22 protein-coding genes, 3 tRNA genes and 1 other RNA gene are annotated in these 26,578 nt (G+C 68.4%); 11 read left to right on the top strand and 15 right to left on the bottom strand.

The features are described 5' to 3' along the window. Positions 1-28: 28 nt before the first annotated feature. Positions 29-820: a hypothetical protein gene (locus QHF85_RS14010; protein ID WP_281327660.1), complete on the bottom strand. Its 792-nt coding sequence runs from the start codon at positions 818-820 to the stop codon at positions 29-31. A 68-nt stretch (positions 821-888) separates the two neighbouring features. After that, positions 889-976: signal recognition particle sRNA small type (gene ffs, locus QHF85_RS14005), an RNA gene on the bottom strand. A gap of 173 nt (positions 977-1,149) precedes the next feature. Between ffs and purD the strand changes: the two genes are divergently transcribed. From purD to QHF85_RS13985, 4 genes are all read left to right on the top strand, one after another. Then, positions 1,150-2,493 carry a phosphoribosylamine--glycine ligase gene (purD, locus tag QHF85_RS14000; protein ID WP_281327659.1) on the top strand — a complete coding sequence of 448 codons (1,344 nt, stop codon included), beginning with the start codon at positions 1,150-1,152 and terminating at the stop codon, positions 2,491-2,493. 27 nt (positions 2,494-2,520) lie between these two features. Continuing rightward, complete coding sequence (locus QHF85_RS13995; protein ID WP_281327658.1) at positions 2,521-3,024, top strand: hypothetical protein; 504 nt, start codon at positions 2,521-2,523, stop codon at positions 3,022-3,024. A gap of 79 nt (positions 3,025-3,103) precedes the next feature. Continuing rightward, the gene (locus QHF85_RS13990; protein ID WP_281327657.1) at positions 3,104-4,042 is read left to right on the top strand and encodes an FHA domain-containing protein; all 939 of its coding nucleotides are present in this window, start codon (positions 3,104-3,106) and stop codon (positions 4,040-4,042) included. Between the two features lie 9 nt (positions 4,043-4,051). Beyond that, the gene (locus QHF85_RS13985; RefSeq protein WP_281327656.1) at positions 4,052-4,921 is read left to right on the top strand and encodes an FHA domain-containing protein; all 870 of its coding nucleotides are present in this window, start codon (positions 4,052-4,054) and stop codon (positions 4,919-4,921) included. On the opposite strand, the gene QHF85_RS13980 is transcribed toward QHF85_RS13985, so the two are convergent. Together QHF85_RS13980 and QHF85_RS13975 are read right to left on the bottom strand one after the other, a co-directional pair. Further along, positions 4,803-5,456 carry a DUF721 domain-containing protein gene (locus QHF85_RS13980; RefSeq protein WP_281327655.1) on the bottom strand — a complete coding sequence of 218 codons (654 nt, stop codon included), beginning with the start codon at positions 5,454-5,456 and terminating at the stop codon, positions 4,803-4,805. The two genes, QHF85_RS13985 and QHF85_RS13980, sit on opposite strands and share 119 nt — an antisense overlap. Positions 5,457-5,534: 78 nt before the next feature. After that, a tRNA-Leu gene (locus QHF85_RS13975) sits at positions 5,535-5,617 on the bottom strand. 115 nt (positions 5,618-5,732) lie between these two features. Between QHF85_RS13975 and QHF85_RS13970 the strand changes: the two genes are divergently transcribed. After that, on the top strand, positions 5,733-7,034 hold the full coding sequence (locus QHF85_RS13970; RefSeq protein WP_281327654.1) for a DUF362 domain-containing protein: 1,302 nt from the start codon (positions 5,733-5,735) through the stop codon (positions 7,032-7,034). A gap of 60 nt (positions 7,035-7,094) precedes the next feature. On the opposite strand, the gene QHF85_RS13965 is transcribed toward QHF85_RS13970, so the two are convergent. Next, entirely contained in the window at positions 7,095-9,098 is a 2,004-nt protein-coding gene (locus QHF85_RS13965; protein ID WP_281327653.1) for a protein kinase, read from the bottom strand. A 104-nt stretch (positions 9,099-9,202) separates the two neighbouring features. Between QHF85_RS13965 and QHF85_RS13960 the strand changes: the two genes are divergently transcribed. Continuing rightward, a complete protein-coding gene (locus QHF85_RS13960; RefSeq protein ID WP_348652737.1) occupies positions 9,203-11,164 on the top strand; it encodes an ABC-F family ATP-binding cassette domain-containing protein in 1,962 nt (653 codons plus the stop codon). Positions 11,165-11,168: 4 nt separating this feature from the next. On the opposite strand, the gene QHF85_RS13955 is transcribed toward QHF85_RS13960, so the two are convergent. From QHF85_RS13955 to QHF85_RS13945, 3 genes are read right to left on the bottom strand one after another with little or no spacing between them, the layout of a single operon-like run. Continuing rightward, positions 11,169-12,707 carry a hypothetical protein gene (locus QHF85_RS13955; protein ID WP_281327651.1) on the bottom strand — a complete coding sequence of 513 codons (1,539 nt, stop codon included), beginning with the start codon at positions 12,705-12,707 and terminating at the stop codon, positions 11,169-11,171. Positions 12,708-12,744: 37 nt separating this feature from the next. After that, positions 12,745-14,001 (bottom strand): phospholipase D-like domain-containing protein, encoded by a 1,257-nt coding sequence (locus QHF85_RS13950; RefSeq protein WP_281327650.1) that lies wholly within the window; start codon positions 13,999-14,001, stop codon positions 12,745-12,747. Between the two features lie 56 nt (positions 14,002-14,057). Then, positions 14,058-15,845, bottom strand: a complete 1,788-nt coding sequence (locus QHF85_RS13945) for a von Willebrand factor type A domain-containing protein (protein WP_281327649.1) — start codon at positions 15,843-15,845, stop codon at positions 14,058-14,060. Positions 15,846-16,100: 255 nt separating this feature from the next. On the opposite strand from QHF85_RS13945, the gene QHF85_RS13940 reads away from it, so the two are divergent. Beyond that, positions 16,101-17,414: a hypothetical protein gene (locus QHF85_RS13940; RefSeq protein WP_281327648.1), complete on the top strand. Its 1,314-nt coding sequence runs from the start codon at positions 16,101-16,103 to the stop codon at positions 17,412-17,414. 3 nt (positions 17,415-17,417) lie between these two features. On the opposite strand, the gene QHF85_RS13935 is transcribed toward QHF85_RS13940, so the two are convergent. From QHF85_RS13935 to QHF85_RS13920, 4 genes are all read right to left on the bottom strand, one after another. Continuing rightward, positions 17,418-18,107, bottom strand: coding sequence for a hypothetical protein (locus tag QHF85_RS13935; protein ID WP_281327647.1), 690 nt, complete (start codon positions 18,105-18,107; stop codon positions 17,418-17,420). Between the two features lie 56 nt (positions 18,108-18,163). Next, positions 18,164-19,798, bottom strand: coding sequence for a TROVE domain-containing protein (locus QHF85_RS13930; RefSeq protein WP_281327646.1), 1,635 nt, complete (start codon positions 19,796-19,798; stop codon positions 18,164-18,166). 297 nt (positions 19,799-20,095) lie between these two features. Continuing rightward, positions 20,096-21,571 (bottom strand): HAMP domain-containing sensor histidine kinase, encoded by a 1,476-nt coding sequence (locus tag QHF85_RS13925; RefSeq protein WP_281327645.1) that lies wholly within the window; start codon positions 21,569-21,571, stop codon positions 20,096-20,098. After that, positions 21,568-22,239: a response regulator transcription factor gene (locus QHF85_RS13920; protein WP_281327644.1), complete on the bottom strand. Its 672-nt coding sequence runs from the start codon at positions 22,237-22,239 to the stop codon at positions 21,568-21,570. Before QHF85_RS13920 ends, QHF85_RS13925 begins: the two co-directional genes overlap by 4 nt. 127 nt (positions 22,240-22,366) lie before the next feature. Between QHF85_RS13920 and QHF85_RS13915 the strand changes: the two genes are divergently transcribed. The 4 genes from QHF85_RS13915 (at position 22,367) to QHF85_RS13900 (ending at position 25,213) form a co-directional block, all read left to right on the top strand. Next, positions 22,367-23,320 carry a hypothetical protein gene (locus tag QHF85_RS13915; RefSeq protein ID WP_281327643.1) on the top strand — a complete coding sequence of 318 codons (954 nt, stop codon included), beginning with the start codon at positions 22,367-22,369 and terminating at the stop codon, positions 23,318-23,320. Between the two features lie 141 nt (positions 23,321-23,461). After that, positions 23,462-24,076 (top strand): DUF308 domain-containing protein, encoded by a 615-nt coding sequence (locus tag QHF85_RS13910; protein ID WP_281327642.1) that lies wholly within the window; start codon positions 23,462-23,464, stop codon positions 24,074-24,076. Positions 24,077-24,178: 102 nt separating this feature from the next. Further along, the gene (locus tag QHF85_RS13905; protein WP_281327641.1) at positions 24,179-24,694 is read left to right on the top strand and encodes a GNAT family N-acetyltransferase; all 516 of its coding nucleotides are present in this window, start codon (positions 24,179-24,181) and stop codon (positions 24,692-24,694) included. Between the two features lie 129 nt (positions 24,695-24,823). Continuing rightward, positions 24,824-25,213, top strand: coding sequence for a hypothetical protein (locus tag QHF85_RS13900; RefSeq protein ID WP_281327640.1), 390 nt, complete (start codon positions 24,824-24,826; stop codon positions 25,211-25,213). 90 nt (positions 25,214-25,303) lie between these two features. Here QHF85_RS13900 and QHF85_RS13895 read toward each other — a convergent pair. The 3 genes from QHF85_RS13895 to ureG all read right to left on the bottom strand — a co-directional run bounded on the left by QHF85_RS13895 (position 25,304) and on the right by ureG (position 26,577). After that, positions 25,304-25,429: transfer RNA gene (locus QHF85_RS13895), tRNA-OTHER, on the bottom strand. Positions 25,430-25,574: 145 nt separating this feature from the next. After that, positions 25,575-25,697: transfer RNA gene (locus QHF85_RS13890), tRNA-OTHER, on the bottom strand. A gap of 154 nt (positions 25,698-25,851) precedes the next feature. Beyond that, the gene (ureG, locus tag QHF85_RS13885; protein ID WP_281327639.1) at positions 25,852-26,577 is read right to left on the bottom strand and encodes an urease accessory protein UreG; all 726 of its coding nucleotides are present in this window, start codon (positions 26,575-26,577) and stop codon (positions 25,852-25,854) included. Position 26,578 lies beyond the last annotated feature (1 nt).

The raw sequence follows: 26,578 nt of genomic DNA, 5'->3' as shown, positions 1-26,578 counted from the left end.
CGAACGACCTCGTGCGCGCATCGTTCGTTCACGAACAAGCCGACGGCGCGAGCCGCGCGCGCTCCTCGATCTCCAGGTGGAAGGCGCGGAAGATCGACTCCTCCGGCCAGGGCGGCGCGCCCACGAGCAGGCGCGTGGCCTTGTCGTGGTCGCCGTGATCGATCGCGATGACGGCCGCCGCGTACCGCATCGCCCAGAAGACGAGCGGGCTGTTCTCGCTCGCCCGTTCGAGCAGCTCGTCGTCGCCGGGCTCGCTCTGATGCGCGAAGGCGCGCGCGAGCGCGAACGCGGCGGAGCGCAAGGCGAGGACGCGGTCCCTGAGCGCGCTCGCTCCGCGGGGCAGAGGCAAACGGACGAGGCGGCGGCCTTTTTCGAGCGCGGCGTCGCGGTCGCCCTCGAACGTGAGGAGCAACGTGTCGAGGAAGAGGCGATGTTCGATCGCCGCTTCCCACACGGGCCCTCGCTCGGCGGCGGCGAGCGCGGCGCGCGCCTTGTCGATCCAGCCGCACGCGGCGAACGCGGTGGCCGCCATGAGCGGCGCCATCGTGGCCGGGTAGGGGACACGTTCGAGCGTGCCCGCCCAGCTCCGCAGGACCGCGATCACGTCGCCCGAGCGCAGCACGCGACGCAGGCGCCTGCGCGACAGCCACCGGCCGACCGACGCCGCGACGACGATGCCGATCACGGCGGCGGCGACGATCGGTTTGTGCAGGGCAAACCGCAGGCACGCGGCGACGAGGGCGGCGGACGCGACGAACGCGACCCACCGAAACACGCGGCCCTCACGCGGCTCGCCGTTGCCCGGGGACAGAAAATCCACGACGCCCGTAGCGTACGGCCAGGCGTCGGGAGAGCAACCCCCGTCGCGGCTAGGCTAGGGGACAAAAAGGAAAAGGGCCCGCCACACCCGCTTCCTGCTACCGTTGCTCCCTTCCGGGCCTGGCGGGGTTCACAGTGCGCTGTCGGCGGACCCACAACGGGACGGGTCCCGAACGGGCAGAGTCGTACTTCATCGCGACGTGCCTGTCGAGCGCTCGACCGAAAAAAGATGGAGGTGCGTTCCGGACGCGTGTTCACGTCCTCGCTCGTTCGGCGCGCGGGATCACTTTTCGTTCGCGTGAGGTCGGGGCGCGTGGTAGCCGCCGCACCGTGAATCAGCGGGTTTCCGGATCGGAGCGGTCGTCGGGGCGGCGGGTGCTCGTGCTCGGCTCAGGTGCGCGCGAGCATGCCCTGGCCAGGGCGCTTTCCAGGTCGAGCACGACGGCCGAGATCCTCGTCGCGCCGGGCAACGCGGGCACCGTGGACGAAGGCGGGGCGGGCTGCGCGCCGATCCGCTCCATCGAGGGCGCGCGGCTCGACCCGGCGGAGGTCGTCGCGCTCGCGCAGCGCGAAGCGGTCGACCTCGTCGTCGTGGGCCCCGAAGGGCCGCTCTGCGCCGGCGTCTCGGACGCGCTCGAAGCGGCGGGGATCCGGGTCTTCGGGCCGAGCGCGGAAGCTGCGCGGCTCGAAGGGTCGAAGGCGTTCATGAAGCAGTTCGCCGCGCGGCACCGCATCCCGACGGCGGACTTCGAGATCGTGACGGACATGGCCGCCGCCGAGGCGGAGATCCGTCGGCGCGGCGCGCCCGTGGTGGTGAAGGCCGACGGCCTCTGCGCGGGCAAGGGCGTCGTCGTGGCGCAGACCGAAGCGGAGGCGATCGAGGCGGCGCGCGCGATGCTCGTCGAGCGTCGCTTCGGAGACGCAGGGCGCGTGGTCGTGATCGAAGAGGCCCTCGCTGGTGAGGAAGCGAGCGTCCTCGCGGTCACCGATGGCACCTCGCTCCTCGTGCTCCCCGTCGCCCGTGATCACAAGCGTGTCTTCGACGGCGACCAGGGCCCGAACACCGGCGGCATGGGCGTGTTCGCGCCGTCGCCGCAGGTCGGGCCGGATCTGCTCGCGCGGGTCGAGCGAGAGATCTTGCGACCGACGATCGACGGCATGCGCGTCGAGGGCCGGCCCTTCCGTGGCGTGCTCTTCGCCGGGCTCATGATCACGCCCGCCGGGGATCCCTTGCTGCTCGAGCACAACGTCCGCTTCGGCGATCCCGAGTGCGAGGCGCTCGTCGCGCTGCTCGACGGCGACCTCGGCGCGATGTGCGCGTCGGTCGCGAGCGGCAAGCTCGATCCCACGGCCGTGCGTGTCGCGCCGGGGCGAAGCGCGGTCGTCGTGGTGCTCGCGGCGGCTGGGTATCCGGCCACGCCGCGCGCAGGGGACGTGATCCGCGGGCTCGACGAGGCGGCCGAGGTGCCCGGCGTGGTCGTGCATCACGCGGGCACGAAGAGGACGGCCGAGGGGATCGTCACGGCGGGCGGGCGCGTGCTCGCCGTCACGGCCGTCGGGGCTTCGATCGCCCTCGCGCGGGAGCGCGCCTACGAGGCGGCGCGGCGCATCTCCTTCGCAGGCGCGCATTTCCGGACCGACATCGGCGCCTCGGCGATCGTGGGCGCGCGGTAGCGCTCGACCGCGCGGCGCGCCTTCGTCATGCTCCTCTCACCGGGCGCGGAGCCTGGGACGAGCGGCACCGTGGACCCGATCATCGACCTCGCCGAAGGCACGGAAGAAAACACCCTCGCGATCCTGCTCGCCGACCGGATCCGGCAGAACGTCGGCAGCTCCGCTCGGAAAACGCAGGACTTTCGGGCGCTCCGTGGCTCCGTGCTCGTCGTGGCGCAGGACACGACGCAGACGCTCACGATGCGCTTCGATCACGGCCGATTGACGATCCACGACGGCACCGTGGGCATCCCTTCGGTGACCCTCTGCGGCGACGAAGCGGTCCTCCGGCGCCTCGCGAACGTCGGCCTGTCCCGCTGGCTGCGCCTCCCGAAGGTGTTCATGCGCACGCCGGAGGGGAGTGCGACATTGTGGGATGTCGCGCGTGCGATGGCCGACGAAAAGCTCACGATTTACGGGCTCCTCTCGCATCCGCGGCTGCTCCTCTTCCTCTTGCGGGTTCTGTCCGAGGGAGCTCCGGGCCGGGGCTGAGCCGTTTTTCGGGGGGTGGGACAACCGGACCGAAAAGAGCCGCTTTGACGGCGTTCTACGCCATTGGTATGGCTCGAACATGGCGGTCCGACTGCGGTATCTGTCGCACGAGCTCGAAGTGCCGCTGGGCCAGTTCGTGATCGGCCGCAGCGCCGACTGCCAGCTCGCGCTCGACGATCCGCTCGTATCACGCAGGCACGCGCTGCTCACGGTGCGCGGCGACAGCGTGACGATCGAGGACCTCGGCAGCCGCAACGGCGTGAGCGTGAACGGCACGAAGATCGAGGGGCAGCAGAAGCTCGCGCACGGGGATCACATCACCATCGGCGGTCAGGAGATGGTGCTCGAGAACATCCCCGAGGAGGGCTTCTCGAGCGTGCCCGAGTCGATCGCGTTCGGCCACCCGCGCAGCGCCGCGCGCTCGGCGCGCATGCCGACCGTGGCGGGCCACGAGAGCTTCGAGACGCGCGAGGACTTCTGGAGCGACTACACGACGCCCGGCGTCGCGTCGCAGCAGCAGAACACGTCCCCGACGCCGAGCGTGAACAGCGCGAACCTCGTCGCGGCCGCGAACGCGCACCCCGATCGGCACGTCAACGCGCTCTCGCTCATCGGGAGCGTCGCGGACAAAGCGCTCGCGATGGGCCGCTCCGAGGAGGCCGAGCGCATCCTCCTGCGCTCGCTGAACGACGTGCTGCAGAAGGCGCGCGACGGGAAAGAACCTCCGCTCGACCTCGCGGCGACGGCCGCCGTCTACGCGGCGAAGCTCGCCTCGGCGACGGGCAGGGGCATCTGGATCGACTACATCTTCGAACTCTACACGCGCATCGATCAGCTCGTGCCGGGCACGGTCGTCGACGAGCTCTACTCGGCGGTGCGCAAGGTCAAGACGCTCGACATGGGCAAGATGCGGGCGTACACCGAGTCGCTTCGGAGCCGATCCTCGAGCTTCGGTCCGAGCGAACGGTTCGTACAGCAACGAATCGAGGGCCTCGAGCGCCTCGGCGGGCTCAAGTGAGGTTCGGACATGCCGTTCAGGATCCGCTACCTCGCGCATGACCTCGAGCTCCCGTTCGGGGAGTTCGTCGTCGGGCGCGGGCCCGAGTGCCAGCTCGCGGTCGACGATCCGCTCGTGTCGCGCAAGCACGCCGCGCTCGTCGTGGGCACGAACGGCGTCGTCGCGAAGGACCTCGGCAGCCGCAACGGCGTGCTCGTCAACGGCGTGCGCATCGAGGGCCCGCGCGAGCTCGTGCCGGGCGACAAGATCCGCATCGGCAACCAGGAGATCATCATCTACAAGACCGACGAGCCGCGCTCGAGCCCGCTCGCGGACGAGGAGCATCGCCGCGCGATGCAGACGATCGGCGGCATGCAGGTCGCCGAGATCCATGCCTCCATCGAGGCCGCGGCGATCGACTCGAAGGGCGAGGTCGACATCCGGCTCGGCGGTCGCTCGGAGACATCGCGACGCTTCCAGTCGGTTCGCCTGCTCTGCGGCGTCGCGGACAAGGCGCTCGCGATGGGCCGCGCCGACGAGGCCGAGCGCATCCTCGCCTCGCTCCTGCAGGGCATCTTGAAGCGCGCCAAGACGGGCCAGCGCCCGAAGGGCGGCGTCGCGGAGTACGCCGCGCTCTACGCCGCGCGCCTCGCTGCGGCGACGACGAAGGGCTCGTGGATCGACTACGTCTTCGATCTCTACACGACCATCAGCGCGCCGCTGCCCGGCTCCGTGATCGACGAGCTCTACACGATCGTGCGCAAGGCGAAGGGCTACGACATCAGGATGATCCGCGCGTACGTCGCGGAGCTGCAGAAGATTGCGCCCCAGCTCGGTCCTGCGGATCGCTTCCTGGTGCAGCGGGTCGAGGGCCTCGAGCGGCTCGCGTCGTCGTCGTAACCGGCGCGTCTTCTTGTTGCGCTTGCGCGCGCGCGCCGCGCTCGTCGTTCTCGACGCGCGCCTCGGGCGCCGCGGTCCGCTTGCGGCTCGTGCGCATGCGTTGCCAGCCGAGGTTCTTCGCGGCCGCGCGCCGGATCGCATCGCGCAGCGCCTCGTCGGCCACGTGCTCGATCTCCGTGGCGAGCGCCTCGGGCAGCTTCACCGCGGGAGGCGCGGTGCGCACGTCGTTCCGTGTCTTCGCGCGCTCGGGCGGGTCCACGGGGCCCACGCGGAAGCGCAGCGACTCGACCGCGACGCCGCGCGCCTTGAGCTGCGCGAGGATCGGCTCGCACAGCATCGAGAGCTCCTGCGCCCACGTCGAGCTCGCCGCGCGCACGTGGAGCACGCCTCGCTCGAGCTTGACCGGCCGCGCGCGCGCCGCGATGCGCGAGCCCACGGCGGCCTCCCAGTCACGCGCGGAGACGGGCGAGCGCGACGCGTCCGACGGCGGCGCGACGCCACGCTCGCGGGCGAGAACCGCGAAGAGCGGCTCCATCCCCGAACGCCCTCTTCTCCGCTTCAACCTGGCCTCTTCGCGTCGCTCCAGCCTGCTTCTTCAGAGCGACGAACTCGGTACCGAAGGTGGGACTCGAACCCACAAGCCCGTGAGGACAGTGGATTTTGAATCCACCGCGTTTGCCATTCCGCCACTTCGGCTCGTCTTGAACTCCGACTCTACCTACCCCAGGGGCGATCTGCAACGCCCGAGGCGGCAGCGGCGGCCACCGGCGCCCCCCATGCTATATGCACGCCCGAAAGCGCCGAGGTCTAGATGAGCAAGTCGAAAGTCGCGATCCTCCGGACGTCTCCCCAGACCGTCCTCGAGGACTACCACCGCTTGATGAACCTGGCGGGCTACCAGGACGTCGTCGCCAAGGACGCGGACACGGCCCTCAAGGTCAACATCTCCTGGCATTTCTTCTTCCCGGGTTCGTCCACCGTGCCCTGGCAGCTCGAGGGCGTCATCCGCGCGATGAAGCGCGACGGCTACGCGAAGGACCTCATCCACGCCTGCCACAACCGCACGGTGGTGATCGACGCGCACCTCGGCGAGCGCGAGAACAAGCAGATCGACGTCGTCGAGGCCCACGGCCTGCGCAACGTCCATCTCTACGAGGGCGAGGAGTGGATCGACGTGCGTGACGCCGTCGGTGACCTGACGAAGAAATTCCTCTGCCTGAACGAGGTCTACCCGAAGGGCTTCAGCATCCCGAAGCGCTTCATCGGCGAGAACATCATCCACCTGCCCACGGTGAAGACGCACATCTTCACCACGACGACGGGCGCGATGAAGAACGCGTTCGGTGGCCTCTTGAACGAGCACCGCCACTGGACGCACCCGGTCATCCACGAGACGCTCGTCGATCTCCTGATGATCCAGAAGAAGATCCACCGCGGCGTCTTCGCCGTGATGGACGGGACCTTCGCCGGCGACGGCCCGGGGCCGCGCTGCATGATCCCGCACGTGAAGAACGTGATCCTCGCGTCGGCCGATCAGGTCGCGATCGACGCGGTCGCGGGCAAGCTCATGGGCTTCGACCCGCTGAAGGACCTCAAGTTCGTCCGCCTCGCGCACGACCTCGGCCTCGGCTGCGGCGACGTGCGCGACATCGAGATCGTCGGCGACGTCGACGCCTTGAACGACAAGTGGGACTTCCAGGGCCCCTTCAAGGAGATGACGTTCGCCTCGCGCAACCAGCACCGCATCTACTGGGGCCCGCTGAAGAAGCCGGTCGAGTGGTCGCTGAAGACGTGGCTCGCGCCGTGGGCCTACGTCGCGTCCGTCGCGTACCACGACGCGTTCTGGTACCCGATGTACGCGCAGAAGAACGTGCAGCGCGTGCTCGCGAGCGAGTGGGGCCGGCTCTTCGCGAACTGGGGCAAGGTGCAGCCCGACGCCGAGGGCCTCGGGTATCCCGACGTCGGCGAGGTCAGCCCCGAGCTCATCCGGATCGGCCTCAAGCACTTCCTCGAGGCCTTCCGCCTCATCGGCATGGCCGTCGCCGAGTCGCCCGAGCTCAAGCACCGCAAGATGCGCCAGGAGCGCGAGGCGGTGCGCAACCAGCATCCCTGACCCGAGCCCTCCCTCTCCCCTCTCCGCCTCGCGGAGAGGGGCCCGGGGGTGAGGGAAAGCTCAGATCAGCGGCGACCCGCCGCCCGTCGCCGCATTCCCGCCTGACGGGCCGCCCGTGAGGTCGATCGTCTCGGCCATCGAATTCGGCCCGCCCCGGCCGCCGATGATATCGGTGCCCGCGCGACGCACGAGCTCGAACGCCTCGATCGGCTCGATCGTATTCGGGTGCACGGGCACGCAATCGAATGATTCGCGCGCGACGTCGAACGCGCCTCGATTCATGAGGATCTGATTCTTCGTGGCCGCGGCCTGGAGCATCGCCGCCGCGCGCGGCACCTCGCCGAGGATCGTGTAATCGAGGCGGCCGAACGCCTTCGACCCGATCTCGCCCGAGAGCATATCCCCCGTCGCCACGCCGATCGACACGCCGAGCGCGAACGGCGAATCCTGCCCGGCGCGCAATGCGAGCGTGCGGAGCTGCATTCGCACGTCGAGGCTCGCCTCGAGCGCGCGCGTCACGTGGTGGTCGCCGCGGAACGTCGCCATCACCGCGTCGCCGAGGAATTTGTCGACCACGCCGCCGCGGTTCGTCACGGCCGGCACGATCACCTCGAAATTCGCGTTCAGCGTGCGCACGCGCTCGCTCGGCTCCTGCTCTTTGGAGCTCGCGTGAAAGCCCGCGACGTCGATGAACACCACGGTGCCTTGCCAGGTATCGATCGCGTTGAACGTCGACGTCGACCTCAGCCGGTCGACCAGGCTCGGGCTCACGAACATGCGCAGCACGCTGTTTTCCTCGCTCGAACGGGCGTTCGTCCGGAGCTCCGTCACGTGCTTCAGCGTCTTCTCGATCGTGACCTCGAGGTCCTTGAAATCGATCGGTTTGACGAGAAAATCGAACGCGCCGCGGTTCATCGCGGTGCGAATGTTGCTCATGTCGCCGTAGGCCGAGACGATGATCGTCCGGACGAGCGGGTTCACGTCGCCCACGCGCGACAGGAACGTGAGCCCGTCCATGCCCGGCATGTTGATGTCGGTCAGGACGACGTCGATGTCGCCGTGCTTGCGCAGCTCCTCGAGCGCGTTTTCGCCGTTCGTCGCGAAGACGAAGCTATAAATGTCTTTCCTGATCTGGTGGCGAAAGCGCTGCTTGATGAGGTGCGGGACGTCGGGCTCGTCGTCGACGACGAGGATCTTCGCCGTCCCCGGCTGGTTGCGATCGGCGAGCGCCGCGAATGCGCTCGCGAACTCCCGCGCCGAGCGGAAACGCTTGTCCGGGTCCTTCGAAAGCGCCCGCTCGAAGAAGCGATCCACCTCCGGCGATAGCTCTTTCAAGTACGTCGAGGGCGGCGGGAACGGATCGGTGCAAATGCGCACCATCAGCATCCCCAGCCATTGCCCGGGGAACGGGTGCTGCCCCGTCAGGGCCCGATAGGCGAGCACCGCGAGCGACCACAGATCGCTGCGCAGATCCACCGCGCCGCAGCGGATTTGCTCGGGGCTCATGTAGAGCGGCGTCCCCACGATGCTGCCCGCCGAGGTGAGCTGGAGCTCGTCCTCCGTCGCGTCCTCCTCGCTCGTCAGCATCGACACCACGCCGAAGTCGAGGATTTTGACCGTCTCGTCGGCCTCGCCGCGCGCCATGAACACGTTCGCGGGCTTGAAATCGCGGTGTACGATGCCCTTCGCGTGCGCGGCGGCGAGGCCGATCGCCGCCTGCGTCACGATTGGCACGAGCGCGCCGAGCGGCATACGCTCGATCCGTTCGAGCCGGCTCTCGAAGTCCTCGCCCTCGAGGAGCTCCATCACGATGTACGGCGAACCCTCGTCAATGCCGTAATCGTAAATCTGCACCACGTGCTGATTCCGGAGCTGGGCAATCGCCTTCGCTTCCCGGTCGAACCGGGTTCGCGCGGTGGTCGAGGCCACGTGGTCCGGGGACATGAGCTTCAGGGCCACGCGCCGGCGCAGCTGAAGATCGAGCGCCTCCCAGATGTGGCCCATGGCCCCACGCCCGATCTGCCGCACGAGCTCGTATTTGCCGGCGATGAGGCGGTGGGACATGAGGATTTTCCTGACTCTAGCCGATGGTCCCTCGCGCCGTCAACGCGCCGTTCGGCCCTCCGTGACGGAAGCTCTGTCGTTCGCATCGCATCCCTGCCGTACCGGTGGTTCGCCCGAGTGCTACGCTCGGCTCCGTGCCCGTCCTTGTTGCACAAGAGTTAACGAAGTCGTTTGGTGAGAGGCGCATCCTCGATGGCGTCTCGCTTTCCATCCACAGCGGAGAACGCGTGGGCCTCGTCGGAGCCAATGGCTCAGGCAAGAGCACGCTCGCGCGCATCCTCGCGGGCCTCGACAAGCCCGACACGGGCACGGTCGCGCAGCGGCGCGGCGCGGACGTCGCGTATCTCGCGCAGGAACCCGCGCTCGATCCGGCGAAAACGGGCCGCATGCTGGTCGTCGAGGGCCTCGGCCCGTGGGCCGCGGCGAAGGCGCGATACGAGGCGATCTCCGCGCGGCTCGGCCACGGCGAGGGCGATCAAGACGCGCTCCTCGCCGAGCAGGCGGAGGTGGCCGCGCAGATCGAGCGGCTCGGCGGCTGGGATCAGCTCCACAAGGTCGACGAGATCCTCGGCCACGTCGGCGTCACGCGTCCCGACGCGCCCACGGCCGAGCTCTCGGGCGGGGACAAACGTCGCGTCGCGCTCGCTTGTCTGCTCATCGCGCCGCCTGCGCTGCTCGTCCTCGACGAACCTTCGAACCACCTCGACACGGAGACGATCGACTGGCTCGAACGCTGGCTCGTCGAGGAGTACAAGGGCGCGCTGCTCATCGTGACGCACGATCGGTATTTGCTCGACCGCGTCGTCGACCGGACGATCGAGCTCCACCGCGGCAAGGTGTATTCGTACGACGGCGGCTACGAGGACTACCTCGAAGCGAAGGCGGAGCGGCTCGCGATCGAGGCGCGTACCGAGCAGAACCGGCAGAACCTGCTCCGGACCGAGCTCGAATGGCTGCGGCGCCAGCCGAAGGCGCGCACGACCAAGCAGAAGGCGCGGATCCAGCGGGCCGAGGCTGCGAAGGCGGCCGTCCCCGCGCGCGCCGAGCAGACCACGAAGCTCCTGGCGGAGTCGAGTTTTACGGGGAAAACCGTCCTCGAATTGCGCAAGCTCACGCTGGAGATGGGGGGCCGCACGCTCCTCAAAGACTTCAATTTCGTGCTCGCGGCCGGCGAACGCGTGGGGATCGTGGGCCGGAACGGCACGGGCAAGACCACGCTCCTCCGGGCGATCCTGGGCGACGTCGCGCCGGCGGGCGGCGAGATCGTGGTCGGGAAAAACACCCGCGTCGGCTATTTCGATCAGCACCGGAGCGGGCTCGACGAGGACAAATCGATCTACGACAACGTCGCGGCGGCGGGGAACAAGATCGAGCTCGGCGGCCAGCCGATCGAGGTCCGCTCGTTCCTCGAACGGTTCCTCTTCGACGGACATGCGCAGCGGCAGCCCGTGAAATCGCTCTCCGGCGGCGAGCGGGCGCGCGTCGTCCTCGCGAAGATGTTATCGCAGAGCCATAGCCTGCTCATCCTGGACGAGCCCACGAACGACCTCGATTTGCCCACGCTCTCGGCGCTGGAGGAGATGCTCACCGAGTACGGCGGCAGCGCGCTCGTCGTGACGCACGACCGGTGGTTCCTCGATCGGGTCGCGACCTCGCTCCTCGTGTTCGAGGGCGACGGCCGCGTCGTGCGGTATGCCGGCGGGCACCAGGATTATTTGCAGCAAAAGGCCGCCGCGGAGGCCGCGAAGGAGGAGGCGGCGAAGGCCGCGGCGGCGGCCGCGAAAGTGACCAGCAAGGACAAACCCGCCGCGGGCAAGCCGGCCGCGCCGAAATCGAAGGGGCTCACCTGGTCCGAGCAGCGCGAGCTCGAAGGGATCATGGGCCGGATCGAGGAGGCCGAGGGCGAGGTCGCGTCGCTCGAAAAAGAGCTCGCGGATCCGGCGCTGTATTCGTCCCGCGGGGCGGACGTCCCGGTGCTCGGGAAGCGCCTCGACGAGGCCAAGGCGCGCGCGGCGACCTTGATTGCGCGCTGGGAAGAGCTCGAACAGAAGCAGGCGGGGGCTTAACCCCTCATTCCTTCACGATATCGCACGTGAGCTCCTCGGAGACGAGCTCGGTGCCGCCCGTGCCCTCGCGCAGCGAGACCACGAGGATCTTGCCGTCGGGCAGCGGCAAGAGGCGCACCTCCGAGGCCAGGCTCTTGTCGTCGAGCACCGAATAGCGCTTGCCGATCGCCTGGAACTTCTCGTCGATCGGCACGAGCTCGAGGTCGCCGCTGCCGCGCTTTCCCTCGATGAACGCGAGCCAGCGCCGCCCCTGCGTGTCGCGCAGGAACGTCGGATCCGTCTCGGAGTGGTCGTGGTGATCGGCCTCGTCGTCGTGCCCGTGCGCGTGGTCGTGGCCCGCGTCGCCCATGTGCGTGTCGACCGCGGCGAGCTTCTTCGGCAGCTCCAGGCTCTTCGGCACCCGGAGCGCGCGCAGCGCGAATTGACCTTTTTCCTTGGCCACGGACGTGACGATCACGAGGTCGTCGCCGTCCTCGGCGGCGTGCGGGATCGTGGGGAAGCCCGGATAACTCACGAGCTTGCTCTTCAGGCGCTTGTTTTTTCCGAGGATCCCCACGCGGAGCGTCGAGCTGAACCGCGTCGCGAGCAAAAGCCCGCCATCGTCGAGCGCGTGCGAGATCGGCACCTCGAACGAGGCGAGCGCGGGCGGATCGCCCTTGAGCACGATCTCATGCAGGTGGACCTCGTTCTCCTTGTTCCCCGTATCCACGATCAGCGTGCTCTTCCATTCGAGCGCGCCCTCGGCCTTCTCGTCCGCTTCGAGCTCGGAGCCGACGATCCACGCCTTGCCGCCGCCGTCCGAGAACGTGCGGCAATCGCGCAGCTCGTGATAACCCTTCTCGTCCTCGGCCTTGTCGACCTTCGCCTTCGCGTCGTCCTCGGCGTCGCCCCGATCGTAATCGTGGCCCTTGAGCAGCTTCGCCCGCTCCTCGCCCGTGGGTTTTTCCGGACGATCGAGCCACGGCGTGCCCTCGAAATGGTTCCACGCGTCGCTCGTATCGGCCGGGCCGCAGGCGACGCGGCGCCGCTTGTCCTTGTATTCGTCGTGGTAATCGACGAACGCGTAGACCTTGTCGCCGTCGACCTTCGACGGCGTCACGCGCATGACCTTGCGCGTCCCTTCCTCGGCCTTCGGCGGCTTTGCGAGGGGCGAGCTTTTGCCCACGGCGACCTTCACGAGCCGGCCCTCGCCCGACTTCTCGACGACGAGCACGTACGGGTCGTAGCCCATCGCCAGGCCCACGCCTTGGCGGCCTTCGCCGAGGTCCACGACCGAAAGGCCTGTCAGCTTGTTCGCGCCCGCGCCCCACACCTTCTTTTCGCCCGCCTTGCACGCGGCCGGGCCCTGCGGGGGCTTGAGCGGCGCGGCTGTGGTCGTCGCGGCGACGACGGAGCCCGCCGGCGCCCCCGAGGCCGCCGCTGCGGCCGAGGGCGTGGGCGAGGCCGAGGGCGTGGGTGCGGGTTTGATGTCGCTCGACCCGCGGTCACACGCGGCGACGAGGAGAAGTGGGAGGAGCGGGGCTACGCGGCGGAGGTCGTGCACGCGCCGATGAGAAAACGAAAGACCTCGCCCGTCAATCTCATTCGATCCGCGGCGGCTCGTACTTGCGGTTGGGATCGAGCACCTCGGCGTACGCGCCGCCGAACCCGTCCTCGAAGATGCGCCCGAGCCGCTCGGCGACAGCCTTGCCGTCGATGAACAGGCCGACGTTCCGGCTCACCGTGAAATAGTCGCCCTCCCAGTTGCTCGTGCCGATCCAGGCGCTCTTGCCGTCGACGACCATGTATTTCGCGTGGGCCACGCGGGCGAACGGGATGAAGCCGGACGAGCTTTGCGGGATCACGATGAACTTGATGGAGATCCCCGGCACGCGCGAAAGCTCGCGCAGCCCATCGAGCGACGCCTCGCGCTTGCTCCAATCCGAGACGAGCAAACGCACGCGCACGCCGCGCTTCGCCGCTCTTCGGAGCGCGTCGTCGAGGTCCGTCCACGGCGCGCCGTTTCGCATCTTCGTGCGGTACGTCAGGACCTGCACGTCGAGCGTACGCTCGGCGCCGTCGATTCGCGCGAGCAGCTCGGGCAGCTCCCACGGTACGCCCGCGGGCAGGAGATCCTTGGGGCTCGCCGTGGGCAGGATCCGCGCCTCCTCGCCGCCGAGCGTGACGCGCGCGGGGATCTTTAGCGGCGTCGCTTTCGGCGGCTCTGCATGGCTTTCTTCGCCGGACGACCGCCAATCCTGCTCGAACACCCGCGCGAACGCCGCGACGACCTCGGGCACGCGCACCCGCGCCCCGATCTCCTGGATGTGTTCGAGGGAGCGGAAATCCATGTTCTGGCTGCCGACGTACGCGTCCGAATCGTCGATCACCATGTATTTCGCGTGCTGCACGCCGTCCCGCGGCCGGAGGTCCATCTTGCGGACGACTACCCCGTGCGAGCCCAGCCGATCGACCGATTCGGGGTATCGCAGGTAAAACTTCATGTCGACGAGGAGCCGCACGCGCACCCCGCGACGCGCGGCCTCCTCGATCGCGACGAGCACCGGCTCCAGTTTGCCGCTTTTTCCGTCGGGCGCATTGCTGATGTAAAAATGCTCGATGTCGATCGAACGCTTTGCGCCCTGGATCATGGCGAGCCAGACGTCGGCGGCGTTCGGCACGTCGGGGTGATCGAGCGTGGTCTCGGCCGGCGGCGTTTCGACGATCTCGATGGGCGGCGCCGCGGCGACCGGCTGCGCGGGCGTGGGCGCGGGCGCGGGGGTTTGCGTCGCCGGTTCGTGGGGACAACCGGCGAGGGCGAGGAGCGAGGCGGCGAGGGGAAGGGCGAGGCGCGACATCAGCCGCGCCAGAATAGGAGGATCGAGTGCGTTCGTCGAGGTCCGGGCGCTCTTTTTCAGCGCGCCACGGCGGGCCCCTGATTGCCCGTCGCAAGCTTCTCGGCGCGGTGCACGAGGCTCACGAACTCCTGCTGATCCGATTGCGTCGTCGCGGCCTGATCGGCGAGCCGCGCGATGTCCTTCATCGACCAATCCCGCGCGTGCGGGCTCTGCCGCAGCACCTCGGCGAACGCCGCGACCGTCGCGGCGAACCGGAAATCGCGCCCCGCCGCGTCGAACGAGGCCGCGATCGTCGCCGGATCCATCTTGAACTCGCTCTCGCTCGCCGTATCGCCGGCGAGCGGCTGCTTGTGGCGGAGGCGGAGCACGATCGGCGAGGTCTTCGTGTCCTTGAGGACCACGTCATAGATCGCCGTCACCGCGTGGCCGTTGCCGATCTCGCCCGCGTCGACCTTGTCATTGCGGAAATCCTTGTCCGCGATGTCGCGGTTCTCGTAGCCGATGAGCCGGTACTCCTTCACCACCTTCGGGTCGAACTCCACCTGGATCTTCACGTCACGCGCGATGACCTCCAGCATGCCGGAGAGCTGATCCTGGAACACGCGCTTCGCCTGCACCTCGCTGTCGATGTACGCATAGTTGCCGTCACCCTTGTCGGCGAGGCGCTCCATCATCGTATCCTTGTAATTGCCGGTCCCGAAGCCCACCGTGCTCAGCGTGATGCCCTTCTCCTTGTAACGGCCGATCATGTCGAGGATCGCCTCGTGCGACGTCGGCCCCACGTTCGCGTCGCCGTCCGAGAGCACGATGACGCGATTGACGTGGCCCTTCACGAGCGTCCGCTCGGCGAGCTTGTACGCGAGCTCGATTCCGCTCGCCATCGCGGTCGAGCCCGAGGCCGAGAGGTCGTCGATCGCGCGGAAGATCTTGTCCTTCTCCTCGATTCCGGTCGGCGCGAGCACCTCACGCACGTTGCCGGCGTACGTGCAGAGCGCCACGGTGTCGCCCTTCTTCAGCGAGCTCGTGAGCAGCTTCAGGCTCCGCTTGGCGAGCGGGATCTTGTCGGCCGCTTCCATCGAGCCGCTCGTGTCGACGAGATACACGAGGTGCACGGGCTTGCGCGCGCTCTCCGGCACGCGCTTGCCTTGCACGGCGACGCGCACGAGGTGATGGCCCTTCGTGAACGGCGACGGCGCGGCGGCGAAATGCACCGCGAACGGCCCGCTCTTCGGAGCCTCGTAGCTGTAATCGAAGTAGTTCAAAAACTCCTCGGCGCGGATGGAGGCGAACGGCGGGAGCGTGCCCTCCATGATCTTCCGGCGGGCAATCGAATACGACGCCGTGTCGACGTCGATGGCGAACGTCGAGAGCCGATCCTTCGCCGGGTCGACGACCGGGTTCACGCCGTAATCCTTGTAGTCCTCGGTGCCCTTCGGCTCGGGCGGCGAGACGGCGATCGGGGCGGGCTGCTGCGGCGACGGCTTTGGCGCGACGACGGCGACCTTGCGCTCGGCCTCGGACTTGCTCGCCTCGGCCCTCTTGGGCGTGCCCGGCGCGGGCGGCGGCGGCGCGGGCACCATCATGGTGGGCGCGGGATTCACGGGCTGCTGCGCCATCGGCGCGGCCGCGCCGGTCACCATGGGCGCCGCCTCGTCCGCGGCCGGCGCGGCGGCCTCGCCGGTGGCCGTGTATTGGCGCGGGTAGGAGGAATCGTCGACCGCCGCCGCGGTGGTCTGCGGTTCGGCGGCGCCTCCTGACGAGGAGGACGCGGCGCCGCAACCGGCGAGGGTCTGGGCGAGGGTGACGAGCGCGACGAGGGCGACGAGGGGGCGGGAGCGCAGCATGGCAGAAGTTCCTCCGAGTGGCGTTTCGCCTGAGGAAACGGCGGCGCCCGGCGAACCTTACACGTCCCTCGCGCCGATCGTGGGGAGGGGTGTCCGGGGCTCCGGGGCGGTGTGAACGAAACGACGGTGCCGCCCCTGCCCAAGTCGAGCAGCCCTGGCGCAACCGGGGCCTCGAATGCCGGCGCGCGCCGACGATTTCACCCTGGCCCTCCCTTTGCAATGCGGCGGGACGAACCCTTTCGCGGAGCCAAACGCGTGCGATCTTCGTTTGCTTTCCTTTTCCTCGCGTCTTTCCTTCCTGCTTGCTCGGGCGGCCCCGGGCCCAGCGAGCCCCACCCGGGAGATGGTCCCGACAAACCGGACGACGCCGTCACGCTCGTCTGCGACCTCATGCGCGCCGCGTGCGAGCGGCAGGTCGCGTGCGGGCATCCTTTCATCAACAACACGCCGGGTGACGTCGACGCTTGCCTCGAAGCGCAGCGCTGCGAGTCGGTCGCCGACGTGCTCACCTCGCCCGACGTCGTGGTCGACCCCGCCGCCGTCGACAAATGCACCGCGGCGATCGAGGCCGCGAGCTGCGGGGCGCTCGCTGCGCAGGGCCTCGGCATCGATCCCTCCTGCGCGCATTACGTCGTCGGCACGCGCGCCGAGGGCGAGAGCTGCCGCGGCGGCACCGTCTCCGATTGCGCAGCGGGCCTCTCGTGCGTGTTCGAGGGGAACACGTGCCCGGGCACTTGTACGCGCGCGCCCGAGCGTTGCAGCGAGGGCTCGTGTGGCCCGAATGCGTTCTGCAATTCGGACGGCACCTGCCAGGACCGTGCGGCGATCGGCGCGGCGTGCGACGAGGCGGGGGTGGATTTCGAAAACCTGCGCGACGGCCCCTGCGTGGCCGGCGCCCATTGCGAGGGCGCCGTCTGCGTGGCCGACCTTGACGCAGGCGCGGCGTGCGCCGGGGCGAGCGTCCACGCGTGCGGCGAAGGCGCGGCTTGCGTCTGCGCGGACCCTGCCAATTGCGCGAGCGACGCCGATTATGCCTGCCGGCCCGCGCGCGCGGAGGGCGAGCCTTGCAACATGGCGTATGATTGCGACGACGGCCTTTATTGCAACTTCGACGACGAGGGCCGCTGCTCGAAGCGCGGCGGGCTCGGCGCGGCGTGCGGGGACTCGCTCGGCGCTTGCCAGCATCCGCTCGCGTGCGTCGATGGGAAATGCGGCGACGAAGAGCCGATCGTCGCCGAGCTCCCGCTGCTCGAAGAGGGCGAGAGCTGCGTCGAGAGCGGCGCGTGCCCGCTCGGCACGGCCTGCACCTGCGACAACGACGGCTGCACGGAAAAGCGCTGCCTGCCCGCGCCGGGCCTCGGCGCGAGCTGCCAGGAGCAGATGCTCGCGAACCTCACGCCGTTCGCCTGCGCCGAGGGCTTCTGCGACATCCTCACCGATTACACCTGCGTCCTGCCCGCGGCCGCGGGTGAGCCTTGCGCCGTCGACGGCGTGACCCTCGCCTGCGCCTCGCTCGTCTGCATCGGCGGCAAATGCGCCTCCGTGGAGCAGACGCGCTGCGAGGAGTGACGCTCAATCGTCGAATTCGTCGTCCTCGTCCTCGTCGTCCGGCTCGGGGATCTCGATCTCGAAGGGGGGGTCGAGCTTCTCACCGCACTCGACATCGTAGGAGCCGAACCTGACGCTCTCGTTGCTGGCGTACATGGTCCGGGGCGTTTTCCTCCAGCGATCGTAACGGACCATTGCGCGCTCGCCGGGGGCGAGGAGCGGCGGTTCGAGCGCGGGCAGGCGCGCGAGGACGCCGCTCCAATCGACCGCCATCGTCATCTCTTCGTACGTGGTCAGATCGGAATCGTCCCACTCGTTCGGGCCGGGGATCTCGTCGTCCTCATCCTCGTCCTCGAGGTCCGCCCCCTCGCGGTCCTGCTGATACCGCTCCTTGCGCCTCGCGTACACGAGGGCGCTCGTGCCCGCCTCGTCCGTGAGCGCCACGGGCGGTTTGTCGCGGTGACGCACCTGGATGAAGGGATGCAGGTCGACGAATCCCACGACGTTGCCGCCTTGGACCGTCCAGACGCCGAGCGTCGCGCCATAATAAATTGCGTGGTACGCGCTCGTCCCGCCGCCATTCTCGAGGAAGACGTCGAGGCACGCGCGAATGTGGTCGAGATTCGGATAAGCGTGGAGTTCGGCCCAGCGAGAACCGCCGGGCCCCACGGAGAGCTCGAGGACGTAGCAGCTTCGATCCTGCGGAGGGGCCATGCGCCCGAGGAGAGCAGATCGGGGGGCGAGGCACAAGACGCGCCCCGCCCCCTCGATCACGCAGCCTTCCCGGAGGAGGCCTTCTCCATTTCCGCGGCGAAGCGGAGCAGGCCCTCGCCCCAGCCGCCGAGGATGTACGTACGGTCGTAGAACTCCGGCACGAGCGTGTCCTTGTAACCGGCAATCTGCACCAGGAACACCTTCACGTTCGGGTTCACGCGCTTGCGATACGTCGACACGAGCTTCGCCACGTCGATGTATTGCCCACCCGTGCCCCAGCCGTACTCGCGATACTGCGCCTTGTTCGTCCCGTACAGGCCGCCGTGGCCCGCCTGCATGTCGCTCATCACGAAGATCGAGTCCCAGTGCTCCTTCATCCGGATCGCCCGGTCGAAGAAGAGCCAGACACCATTCTCCGTCGACTGACCGATGTCCTTCGCGAGCCCCTCGGCGCGCTTCAATTGATCGAAGATCGACGCGCCCTTCCGGATCGCGAACGTCTCCAGCTCGTCACCGAACACGCCGAGGTGACCCTCGTCCGCGCGCATCCCCGCGAGCACGCCCGTCAGGTTGCCGATCGTCGAGACCTTCATCGTGCCCATCGCGCTCGTCGTCGTGCTCTGCGCCGAGCCGCTGTTGTCCGCGAGCACCATCACGCGGCCGCGGAAATGCGGCAATTCACCGAGCGACGCGACGAGGCACTTCTCGATCGCATCGAGCAGCGGCCCCGGCGCCTTCTCCTCCACGGCCTTGTAGGCCGAGAAGTAACGGAAAGGCAATTGCTTGCCGTCCTTCGCGCCCGCGAGGAGCGACGGGACGATCTCGTCCGCCTTCATACCCGCCTCCAGCATGTTGCGGAGGTTGCGCAGCATCGCCATGTGGCCCATGACCGCCATGGCCTTCTTCCACGCCGTCCGGTTCGAGCCACGCGCGCTCACGATCGCCTCCCACGTGCGGCCCGTGTTCTTCGCCTCGCCCTTCACGAGCTTATGCACCGCCTCGCTCTTCGGGTGCACGAGGTTCACGACGTCCACGGTCTTCGCCGCGTGATCCTCGAGCCGGTACTTCGCGAGCCCGTACGTATCGAAGCGCGTGATCGCGTCACGCCACGCCTTCTTCAGCGCGTTCGGGATCGGCTTGCCATAACGAAACATCTGATAGGCCAGGCCCACCGCCGGCTCGTCCGCGCGCTTCACGATCCGCGGCGCATACTTGCGCACGAGGCCCGTGCCCTTCAGGGCGCGGTGGTTCGCCGCGCGCACGAGGATGACCTGCGGCGTCGTGCGGATGTGCTCGTCATTGCGCAGCCGCGCCGCCTCCTCCAGCGTCGCCTCGGCGTCGTGCTCGAGCGCCTCGTCGATCGCGCTCTCGATGAGCTCCGCGGGCGACAGCTTGCGCCACGCCTGCGGATCGACCGCGTCGAGCGTCGCGCGGAGGTAATCGACCTCCTTGTTCGAGAGCCGGCACGGATTCGCCGCGGCCTTCGCGGGCCGCGCGTCCTTCTCGTCGCGGTGGTAATACATGGGCTCGCCGAAGAAGCACGTCGACGCCGCGAGGCGGAGGCGCGGGATCGGCGACGAGAGGTCGTACGAGACGCCGCCCATGAAATTCAGGTGTCCCGAGGCCGGGGGCGTCTGGGACGCCGCCTTCGCGCGAGCCTTCTCCTTCTTGATGAAGCTGAAAAACGCCATGACGAACCTACCGGTTCCCCGCGCGACACACGCCGCGCGGATCAAAAAACACCCGAGGAGCCCGAGAGAACCATTGGCCGCGGTTTTTTTTCGTTGAAATCGAAGGAACCGCTGCCTTCACTGCCCGGGGCTCGGGGGAGCGGCCCTCGCGAGGAGGGTGCTCGGGGAGAGGGCATTGCAGCCCTCGTGCCAGCGCCTCGCGCGGCCGGAAAACGCAGGCGTTTGGGCCGATGTTCTGTGGATGCGGCCGTTCGGGGAGGAGACCGTGGCACCGTGCTTAGACGATGAGATAAACGCTTATCCCGAGGGAGCGTCGAGCTCTCCTTCGAGCTCGACCTCGAGGCCGCCGTACTCCGACGGCCGGAGCGTCAGTCGGTAGCCGTGCAGCTCCGCGGCGCGGTGCGTGATGTGGAGCCCGAGCCCCTGTCCGTCCGGAGCGCGTGAGCGCGCCTCGTTGCCACGAAAGCCACGCTCCGCGAGCCGCGAGAGCTCGGCCTCCGGGATGCCGGGGCCGTCGTCGACCACCCGCAGACGAAAAGCCTCCTTCGCGACGCGCTCCAGAATGACGGCGACGTGGCCGCCGGGGCCATTGTAACGAATGGCGTTGTACGTGACGTTGCTGATCGCCTGTTCGAGCAGCGTCACGTCGGCCGAGACGGTCACGGGCTCGCCGGGCACGGCGGTCTCGATGGACACCCCGAGCTGCTTCGCAATGGGCCTGTGCCGGCCGACGACACGCTTCACGAGCGTCTCGAGGTCGACCTCGCTTCGCTGGAGCTTTACGTCCGCCGCTTCGAGCCGGGCCGTGGCCGCGAGGTTGTGCACGAGCGAGGCCATGTAATGGGCCTCGTCCATCGCCGAGACGAGCGCGCCGACGTCGACGGGTTTTCCCGCGGCCGCGTCCTCGCGCAGCGTCGCGAGGTGGCCCTGCAGCACCGTCAGCGGGATCATCACGTCGTGCGTGGTGTTCGCCAGGAAATGGCGGAGCGCCTGCTCGCGCCGGTCCTTTTCTTCGAGCTGCGATCGAATCTCGCGCCTCGCCGCGTTGAAGACCCGCGCGAGCACGCCGATCTCGTCGTCGCCCTCGATCAGGACGGCGTCCGCGTACGTGGCCGAGGCCGAGCGCTGCACGGCCTCCGTGAGCTTACGAATGCGCCGGACCACGGGCCCGAGGGCGAGGAGCATCGCTGCGAAGACGGCGACCGTGGGCAGGAGCCATATGTTGGATTCGGGCAGCACCGCGCCCCAGGTCGGATCGGTCGTCCCGCGGGCGAGGACGTACGCGCACGGGCCCGTGCCCCAGGGCATTCGCGCGAGGAGCTCGACCGACGAGGTCGGGAAGACATACGAGGCGATCGCGACGTCCTGCCCTGAAATGGCGCGAGCGAGCGCTTCGGGGACGTCGGGCGCGTCGGGGTTTTTCGATTGGAGGTTTTCGTCGTAGGCATGCACGACCGCGGGCCTCGCCGCGTTGGGCCGCGGATGCCTCGGCGGAGGCGCAGGCCCCGGCCCGGGTGGAGGTGGCAAATCTCCGGGCGGAGGACGATTGCCGCGGGGGGGACCCAGAGGCCGGCTCGGCCGGAGCTCGCCGCCGAACGAAGAAGGCGCCGATTCGCACGCCTCGCGCGCCGCGGGCATTTGACCGAATACGAACTCCGTGAGGTTTTGCTCCGCCGCCTGGTGCCTCGCCACCGCGTCGTACCAGAACAGCGCGAACGTCATCGGGAGCATCACCGCAATGGTGGCGACCGCGAGTCGCGTGCGGAGCTTCATTCGTCGCGCCCGTCGCCCAGACGATACCCGATTCCCCACACGGTCTCGACGAACGCGCCGCACCCGAGCTTCTTGCGTAGCCTCGAGACGTGCACGTCGAGCGTCCGCTCGGTCCCGTCGCGCTCCGGATCGAGCACACGCTCGGCGAGCGAGCTGCGCGTCATGGCCTCGCCCGGCCGCTCGGCGAGCGCCGCGAGCAGCTCGAATTCGAGCCGCGTGACCTCGACGCGCCCGCCGCGCACGGAGACCTCGCGACGCCCGCGATCGATGCGGAGCGCGCCGACCTCGACGACCTCCCCGCGCCCGAGCGTGGGCCTGCGGAGGCGCGCGCGCACGCGCTCGACGAGCTCCTCGGGCCAGAACGGTTTCGTCATGTAATCGTCGGCGCCGAGCCGGAGCGCGCGGACCTTGTCCGCCGTGTCGTTGCGCGCGCTGAGCACGAGCACCGGCACCTCGGAGAAGACGCGCAGGTCCTTCAAGAGGTCCATTCCGTATGTTCCGGGCAACATCAGATCGAGCACCACGAGCTCGACGTCGGGCAAGGTCTCTCGGGACAAACGCCGCCCCTCTTTCCACCAGGTCGGCTCGTAGCCGGCATCGCGGAGGCGCTTGACGATCTGCGTGCCTAGCTCCTGATCGTCCTCGATGACGAGAACCTTCTTTCCCATGGTCCCTCTTCTGGATCGGCGACGTCCGCGGCGCGAGCCCCAGCGTAGCCGAGGACGGAAGGCATGTCCCGGGACGTAAGGAATTCGTAAGATTTCCGATCTACATACGAGTCCAGGAGGAACGCGCATGCCTCGCCACTCGAAGAAGGACAGCTCCCAGAAAACCATCACGCGCCGATCCGTGCTCCGTGGCATTGGTACGGCCCTCTGCGCCGCGCCGCTCGCGGCGTTCGTCGGTTGCGGAGGAACCAACGAAAACACGGGGGCGGGCGGCGCGGGCGGCGCGGGCGGCGCCGGCGGCTCGGGCGGCGCGGGCGGCTCGGGCGGCGCGGGCGGCACCGGCGGCGCTGGGAACGGAGAATGGGCCACGGGCGGCACGGCCTCGATGTCCGGCGAGTACGCCGATCCGTTCACCGACGATCCGGGCGCGACGTGCGCGCTCGTCTGCGCCATGACGCTCGGGCCGTGTTATGCGAAGACGGTCGTTCGAAAAGACATCAGCGAGGGTTCGCCCGGCCTGCCGATGCGCCTCGCGCTGCGCGTCGTCGACGAGTCGTGCAAGCCCGTCGAGGGCGCGGAGGTCGACATTTGGCACACCTCCGCCACGGGCCTCTATTCGGGCGACGATTCCGTGGAGATGTGCACGGGCAACGACGCCGAGGCGCTCGCGGCGCGTTGGTTCCGCGGCGTGCAGACGACCGACGCGAACGGGCGTGTCGATTTCGATTCGTGCTTCCCGGGCTGGTATTCGAGCCGGACGATCCACATCCACTTCACGGTGCGCGTGGGCGACAGCGAATACGTCACGTCCCAGCTCTTCCTCCCGGACGATCTGAGCGACGAGATCATCGCGACGCAGCCCATCTACAAGGACCGCGGCGCGCGCGACACGACGAACGAGAACGACTCGGTGATCGCGGCCGACGCCGTCGCTGATTACACGCTGCAGACGAAGAAGATGGCGGACGGCGCGCTGCTCGCGTGGAAGACGCTCGTCATTCGCTCCTCGCTCGCGAATACGCTATGCCAGGCGCCGGGTGGAATGGGAGGCCCGGGCGGCGGCCCGCCTCCCGGGCCCTGAGCGACGCGCACCTCGAGCCCGCCCGCTCCACCGACGCCTGCCCGCCATTGCAATCGCTCGGGCCGCCTCACGCGCGGCGCCCTCCTTGACACCCGCCGAGGGTGGCACCCTGTTTCGCGCAGGAATAGGAGGGTTACCCGCATGATGCAGCCTCCGGAAGGGCCGGTCGACACGACCCGCATTACGGTGGTCGGGCAGGTCGGAGACGTGATACGGAAAAACCGTGGCTGGTTTTACGGACTCGGCGCCGCTTTCATGGTGCTCGGCGTTCTCTTGCTCCTCATGCCCCTGATCGCCTCGCTGGTCACGGCGCTCGTGATCGGCTTCGTCATGGTGATCGGCGGCATCTTCCAGGCGTTTCAGGCGGTGCAGACCCGCGGCTGGAAAGGCGCAGCCTGGTCGCTCGTGGGCGCGGCGCTGCTCGTGCTCGCCGGCGTGCTCGTGGTGGCGTTCCCGCTGACCGGCACGGTGACCCTGACGCTGACGCTCTCGGCCTTTTTCATGGCCAATGGCGTCATCAAGCTCATTCGCGCCGTGCAGCACCGCCACATCCCCGCCTGGGGATGGCTCTTCTTCGACGGCCTGGTCTCGCTCGCGCTCGGCGTGCTCATCTTCGCCGGTTGGCCGAGCACGGCCGCCTGGGCGCTCGGTTTGCTCGTCGGAATCGATATGCTCCTCGGCGGGACGTCGATGATTCTGATCGGGCTCGGCGCCGGAAGGGTGACGAGCGGACCGATGCTCACCACGCGTCCGTGACGCGGCATGCGCAGGCCGAGCCGCGCCTTCGGTCCTCCCCCCCCGGGGCCCCCTCGGCCCGAGCTTGCCGAACCCCTTCCACGACGTAGTATCTTGCCGGGCATGGCCCAGCCCACGGTCGATCTGACCATTCGCCCTCTCCGAATCGATAGCGATGCCGAGCGCGCGCTCGTGCTCGACCTCATCGCGCGCTCGACGAGCGTCGGCCACCCTGCGTGGTTCACGTTCGAGCTGCTCGCCCATCGCCAGCGCGAGAGCGCGGAGGCGCTGCTCGAACGGCTGGCCGTGTCCGCTGCGCAGCGCGAGACGCCGAAGCGCGAGGTCGTGCTCATTGCGGAGACGGCGGCCGGGGAGTTGCTCGGCTTCGCGTGGGTGAGTACGTCCATCGACCATTTCACCCAGCGGCCGGTGGGCCACCTCGAAGACCTCGCGACGGTGCTGGGCCACGAGGGCAAGGGCGTGGGGAGCGCGCTCATGGCGGCGACCGAGGCATGGGCACGGGACCAGGGGCTCTCGGCATTGACGCTCCACGTGTGGCCAGCGAACACGCGCGCCCGCGCGCTCTACGCGCGGCATGGCTTCGGCGAGGAGACGATTCGAATGAAGAAGAACCTTTGACCGCGCGCGCGTGATTGCAGCAAAAATGACCGGCGCGGGATCCGTGCGTCCAAGCTTTACCGGCAGGGGACTCTTGGGTAGGGTCGGCGGACCGGCCCGCCCGGCCTTAGCCAAGGAGCTTCAATGCGATTGAAAAACTTGACCCGCGCGCTTGCTTTGACGTTCACCCTCGCCCTCACAGCCCTGATCGGCGTGGGGTGCAGCTGCGACGAGGACGAATTCAACGCCAAGGACACCTGCCAGAAGCTCGTCGACGCGGTGAACGGCGTGCGTGCAGGATGCAACGAGGCCCCGGTTGGGGCCCTCGAGGTCTGCGAGACCGAGATCGGCTCGTGCAGCGAGGGCGCCTATTGCAGTGCGAAGGTGGACGTGGACGCGTGCGTGAAGCGGATCCAGGAGTTCTCCTGCATGAGCTCCGCGTTCAGTCCGCGCACTGTGCCGGAGTGTCAGGACGTGCTCGGCAACATCCTGGGATCGTGCGGGCCGGAGACCGGCGGGGGCGACGATGATGATGACTGAGAGTCGATAGCCCTCGAGCGTCCTTCGAAACAGCAAAGCCCGATCCCCATTGTGGGGATCGGGCAGAAAGCTCCTCCAGAGCCTTCCAAGCGCCAGGAGCGGGACTCGAACCCGCGACCTCGCCGTCGACAGCGGAGTAACCCTGATCATCACTGCCGTCGCCGGAGAAAAGCGACCAAGGTGGTTTTACGCGCTCTACCTCTGAGCTATCCTGGCATCGAACACGTTGAAAAAACGCACGCTCCTCGGGAGAAAAATGGCCGCGGGGTCTTTTTCGTACCCAAAACGAAGGAACCGCGTGCCTCACTGCCCGAGGAGCTTGCGCGCGAAGGGAACGAGGGGGAACCCGAACCCTCCGCGGTACCAGGAGCGGGATTCGAACCCGCGACCACGTCCTCAAATGGAAGTAACCCTGGCCATCACTGCCGTCGCCGGAGAAAACCGGCCAAGGTGTTTACGTGCTCTACCGCTGAGCTATCCTGGCGTCTGCGTGTTCCCCCCTGAAGCAGGCGGCGTGCCAAGCCGGCCAGGACCCCGCCAGGACTCGTTTTTCGTCTGATTTGGTGATCTGGGTCGCGGAAGACGGCTCGACGCTCAGAAGGTGGCTTATCCGGAAGGATAAAGCCTAGCCCATGGGCTCAATGATCGATGCCACGCGCATGCTGATACGCGTGGACGATGTGGTTCACGATCGCCTCGACGCCGACGCCCTTCGTCGCCTGCGCGAAGACCATCGGCCCGCCGCCGCGGATCGCCTTGGCGTCGCGCTCCATCACGCCGAGATCCGCCCCCACCGCGCTCGCGAGGTCCGTCTTGTTGATGACCAGGAGATCCGATTGGGTGATCCCGGGCCCGCCTTTGCGCGGCACCTTGTCGCCGCCCGCGACGTCGATCACGTAGATGATGTAATCGGCAAGCTCGCGGCTGAAATTCGCCGCGAGGTTGTCGCCGCCGGACTCGATGATCAAGAGCTCCGGTCGATGCTGCGCCGAGAGCTCTTCGAGCGCGAGCAGGTTCGCGGTGATGTCCTCGCGGATCGCCGCGTGCGGGCAGCCGCCCGTCTCCACGGCGCGGATGCGTTCCGAGGGCAGGGCCTTGTTGCGAATGAGGAATTCGCCGTCTTCGCGCGTGAAGATGTCGTTCGTGACGACAGCCAGGCTCATGCGCTCCCGCAGGCTCCGGCAGAGCGCGAGCACGAGCGCCGTTTTGCCGCTGCCCACCGGCCCGCCGATTCCAACCGTAAAGGCTCGCTCGTCGAAGGCGCGCGCGAGCGGGCGGTCCCGCTCGTCGAAGCGCCCCGGGTGCTCCAGAGGCTCGTGCGTGTGCCCGTGATCGTCCCCATGTCCGTGTGAATGGCCGTGCATG

Origin of the sequence: Polyangium sp. 6x1 (genome assembly GCF_029946515.1) — a bacterium.
GTDB lineage: Bacteria > Myxococcota_A > Polyangia > Polyangiales > Polyangiaceae > Polyangium.
This window is presented reverse-complemented; position numbering and strand designations above follow the sequence as displayed.

Excerpts from the sequence above, each read along its gene's own strand:
- QHF85_RS13920 (WP_281327644.1), bottom strand. The coding sequence starts at position 22,239 with ATGGGAAAGAAGGTTCTCGTCATCGAGGACGATCAGGAGCTAGGCACG.
- ureG (WP_281327639.1), bottom strand. The coding sequence starts at position 26,577 with ATGCACGGCCATTCACACGGACATGGGGACGATCACGGGCACACGCAC.
- QHF85_RS13995 (WP_281327658.1), top strand. The coding sequence starts at position 2,521 with ATGCTCCTCTCACCGGGCGCGGAGCCTGGGACGAGCGGCACCGTGGAC.
- QHF85_RS13990 (WP_281327657.1), top strand. The coding sequence starts at position 3,104 with ATGGCGGTCCGACTGCGGTATCTGTCGCACGAGCTCGAAGTGCCGCTG.
- QHF85_RS13965 (WP_281327653.1), bottom strand. The coding sequence starts at position 9,098 with ATGTCCCACCGCCTCATCGCCGGCAAATACGAGCTCGTGCGGCAGATC.
- QHF85_RS13985 (WP_281327656.1), top strand. The coding sequence starts at position 4,052 with ATGCCGTTCAGGATCCGCTACCTCGCGCATGACCTCGAGCTCCCGTTC.
- QHF85_RS13925 (WP_281327645.1), bottom strand. The coding sequence starts at position 21,571 with ATGAAGCTCCGCACGCGACTCGCGGTCGCCACCATTGCGGTGATGCTC.
- QHF85_RS13970 (WP_281327654.1), top strand. The coding sequence starts at position 5,733 with ATGAGCAAGTCGAAAGTCGCGATCCTCCGGACGTCTCCCCAGACCGTC.
- QHF85_RS13915 (WP_281327643.1), top strand. The coding sequence starts at position 22,367 with ATGCCTCGCCACTCGAAGAAGGACAGCTCCCAGAAAACCATCACGCGC.
- QHF85_RS13905 (WP_281327641.1), top strand. The coding sequence starts at position 24,179 with ATGGCCCAGCCCACGGTCGATCTGACCATTCGCCCTCTCCGAATCGAT.
- QHF85_RS13945 (WP_281327649.1), bottom strand. The coding sequence starts at position 15,845 with ATGCTGCGCTCCCGCCCCCTCGTCGCCCTCGTCGCGCTCGTCACCCTC.
- QHF85_RS13935 (WP_281327647.1), bottom strand. The coding sequence starts at position 18,107 with ATGGCCCCTCCGCAGGATCGAAGCTGCTACGTCCTCGAGCTCTCCGTG.
- QHF85_RS13910 (WP_281327642.1), top strand. The coding sequence starts at position 23,462 with ATGATGCAGCCTCCGGAAGGGCCGGTCGACACGACCCGCATTACGGTG.
- QHF85_RS13980 (WP_281327655.1), bottom strand. The coding sequence starts at position 5,456 with ATGGAGCCGCTCTTCGCGGTTCTCGCCCGCGAGCGTGGCGTCGCGCCG.
- QHF85_RS13950 (WP_281327650.1), bottom strand. The coding sequence starts at position 14,001 with ATGTCGCGCCTCGCCCTTCCCCTCGCCGCCTCGCTCCTCGCCCTCGCC.
- QHF85_RS13930 (WP_281327646.1), bottom strand. The coding sequence starts at position 19,798 with ATGGCGTTTTTCAGCTTCATCAAGAAGGAGAAGGCTCGCGCGAAGGCG.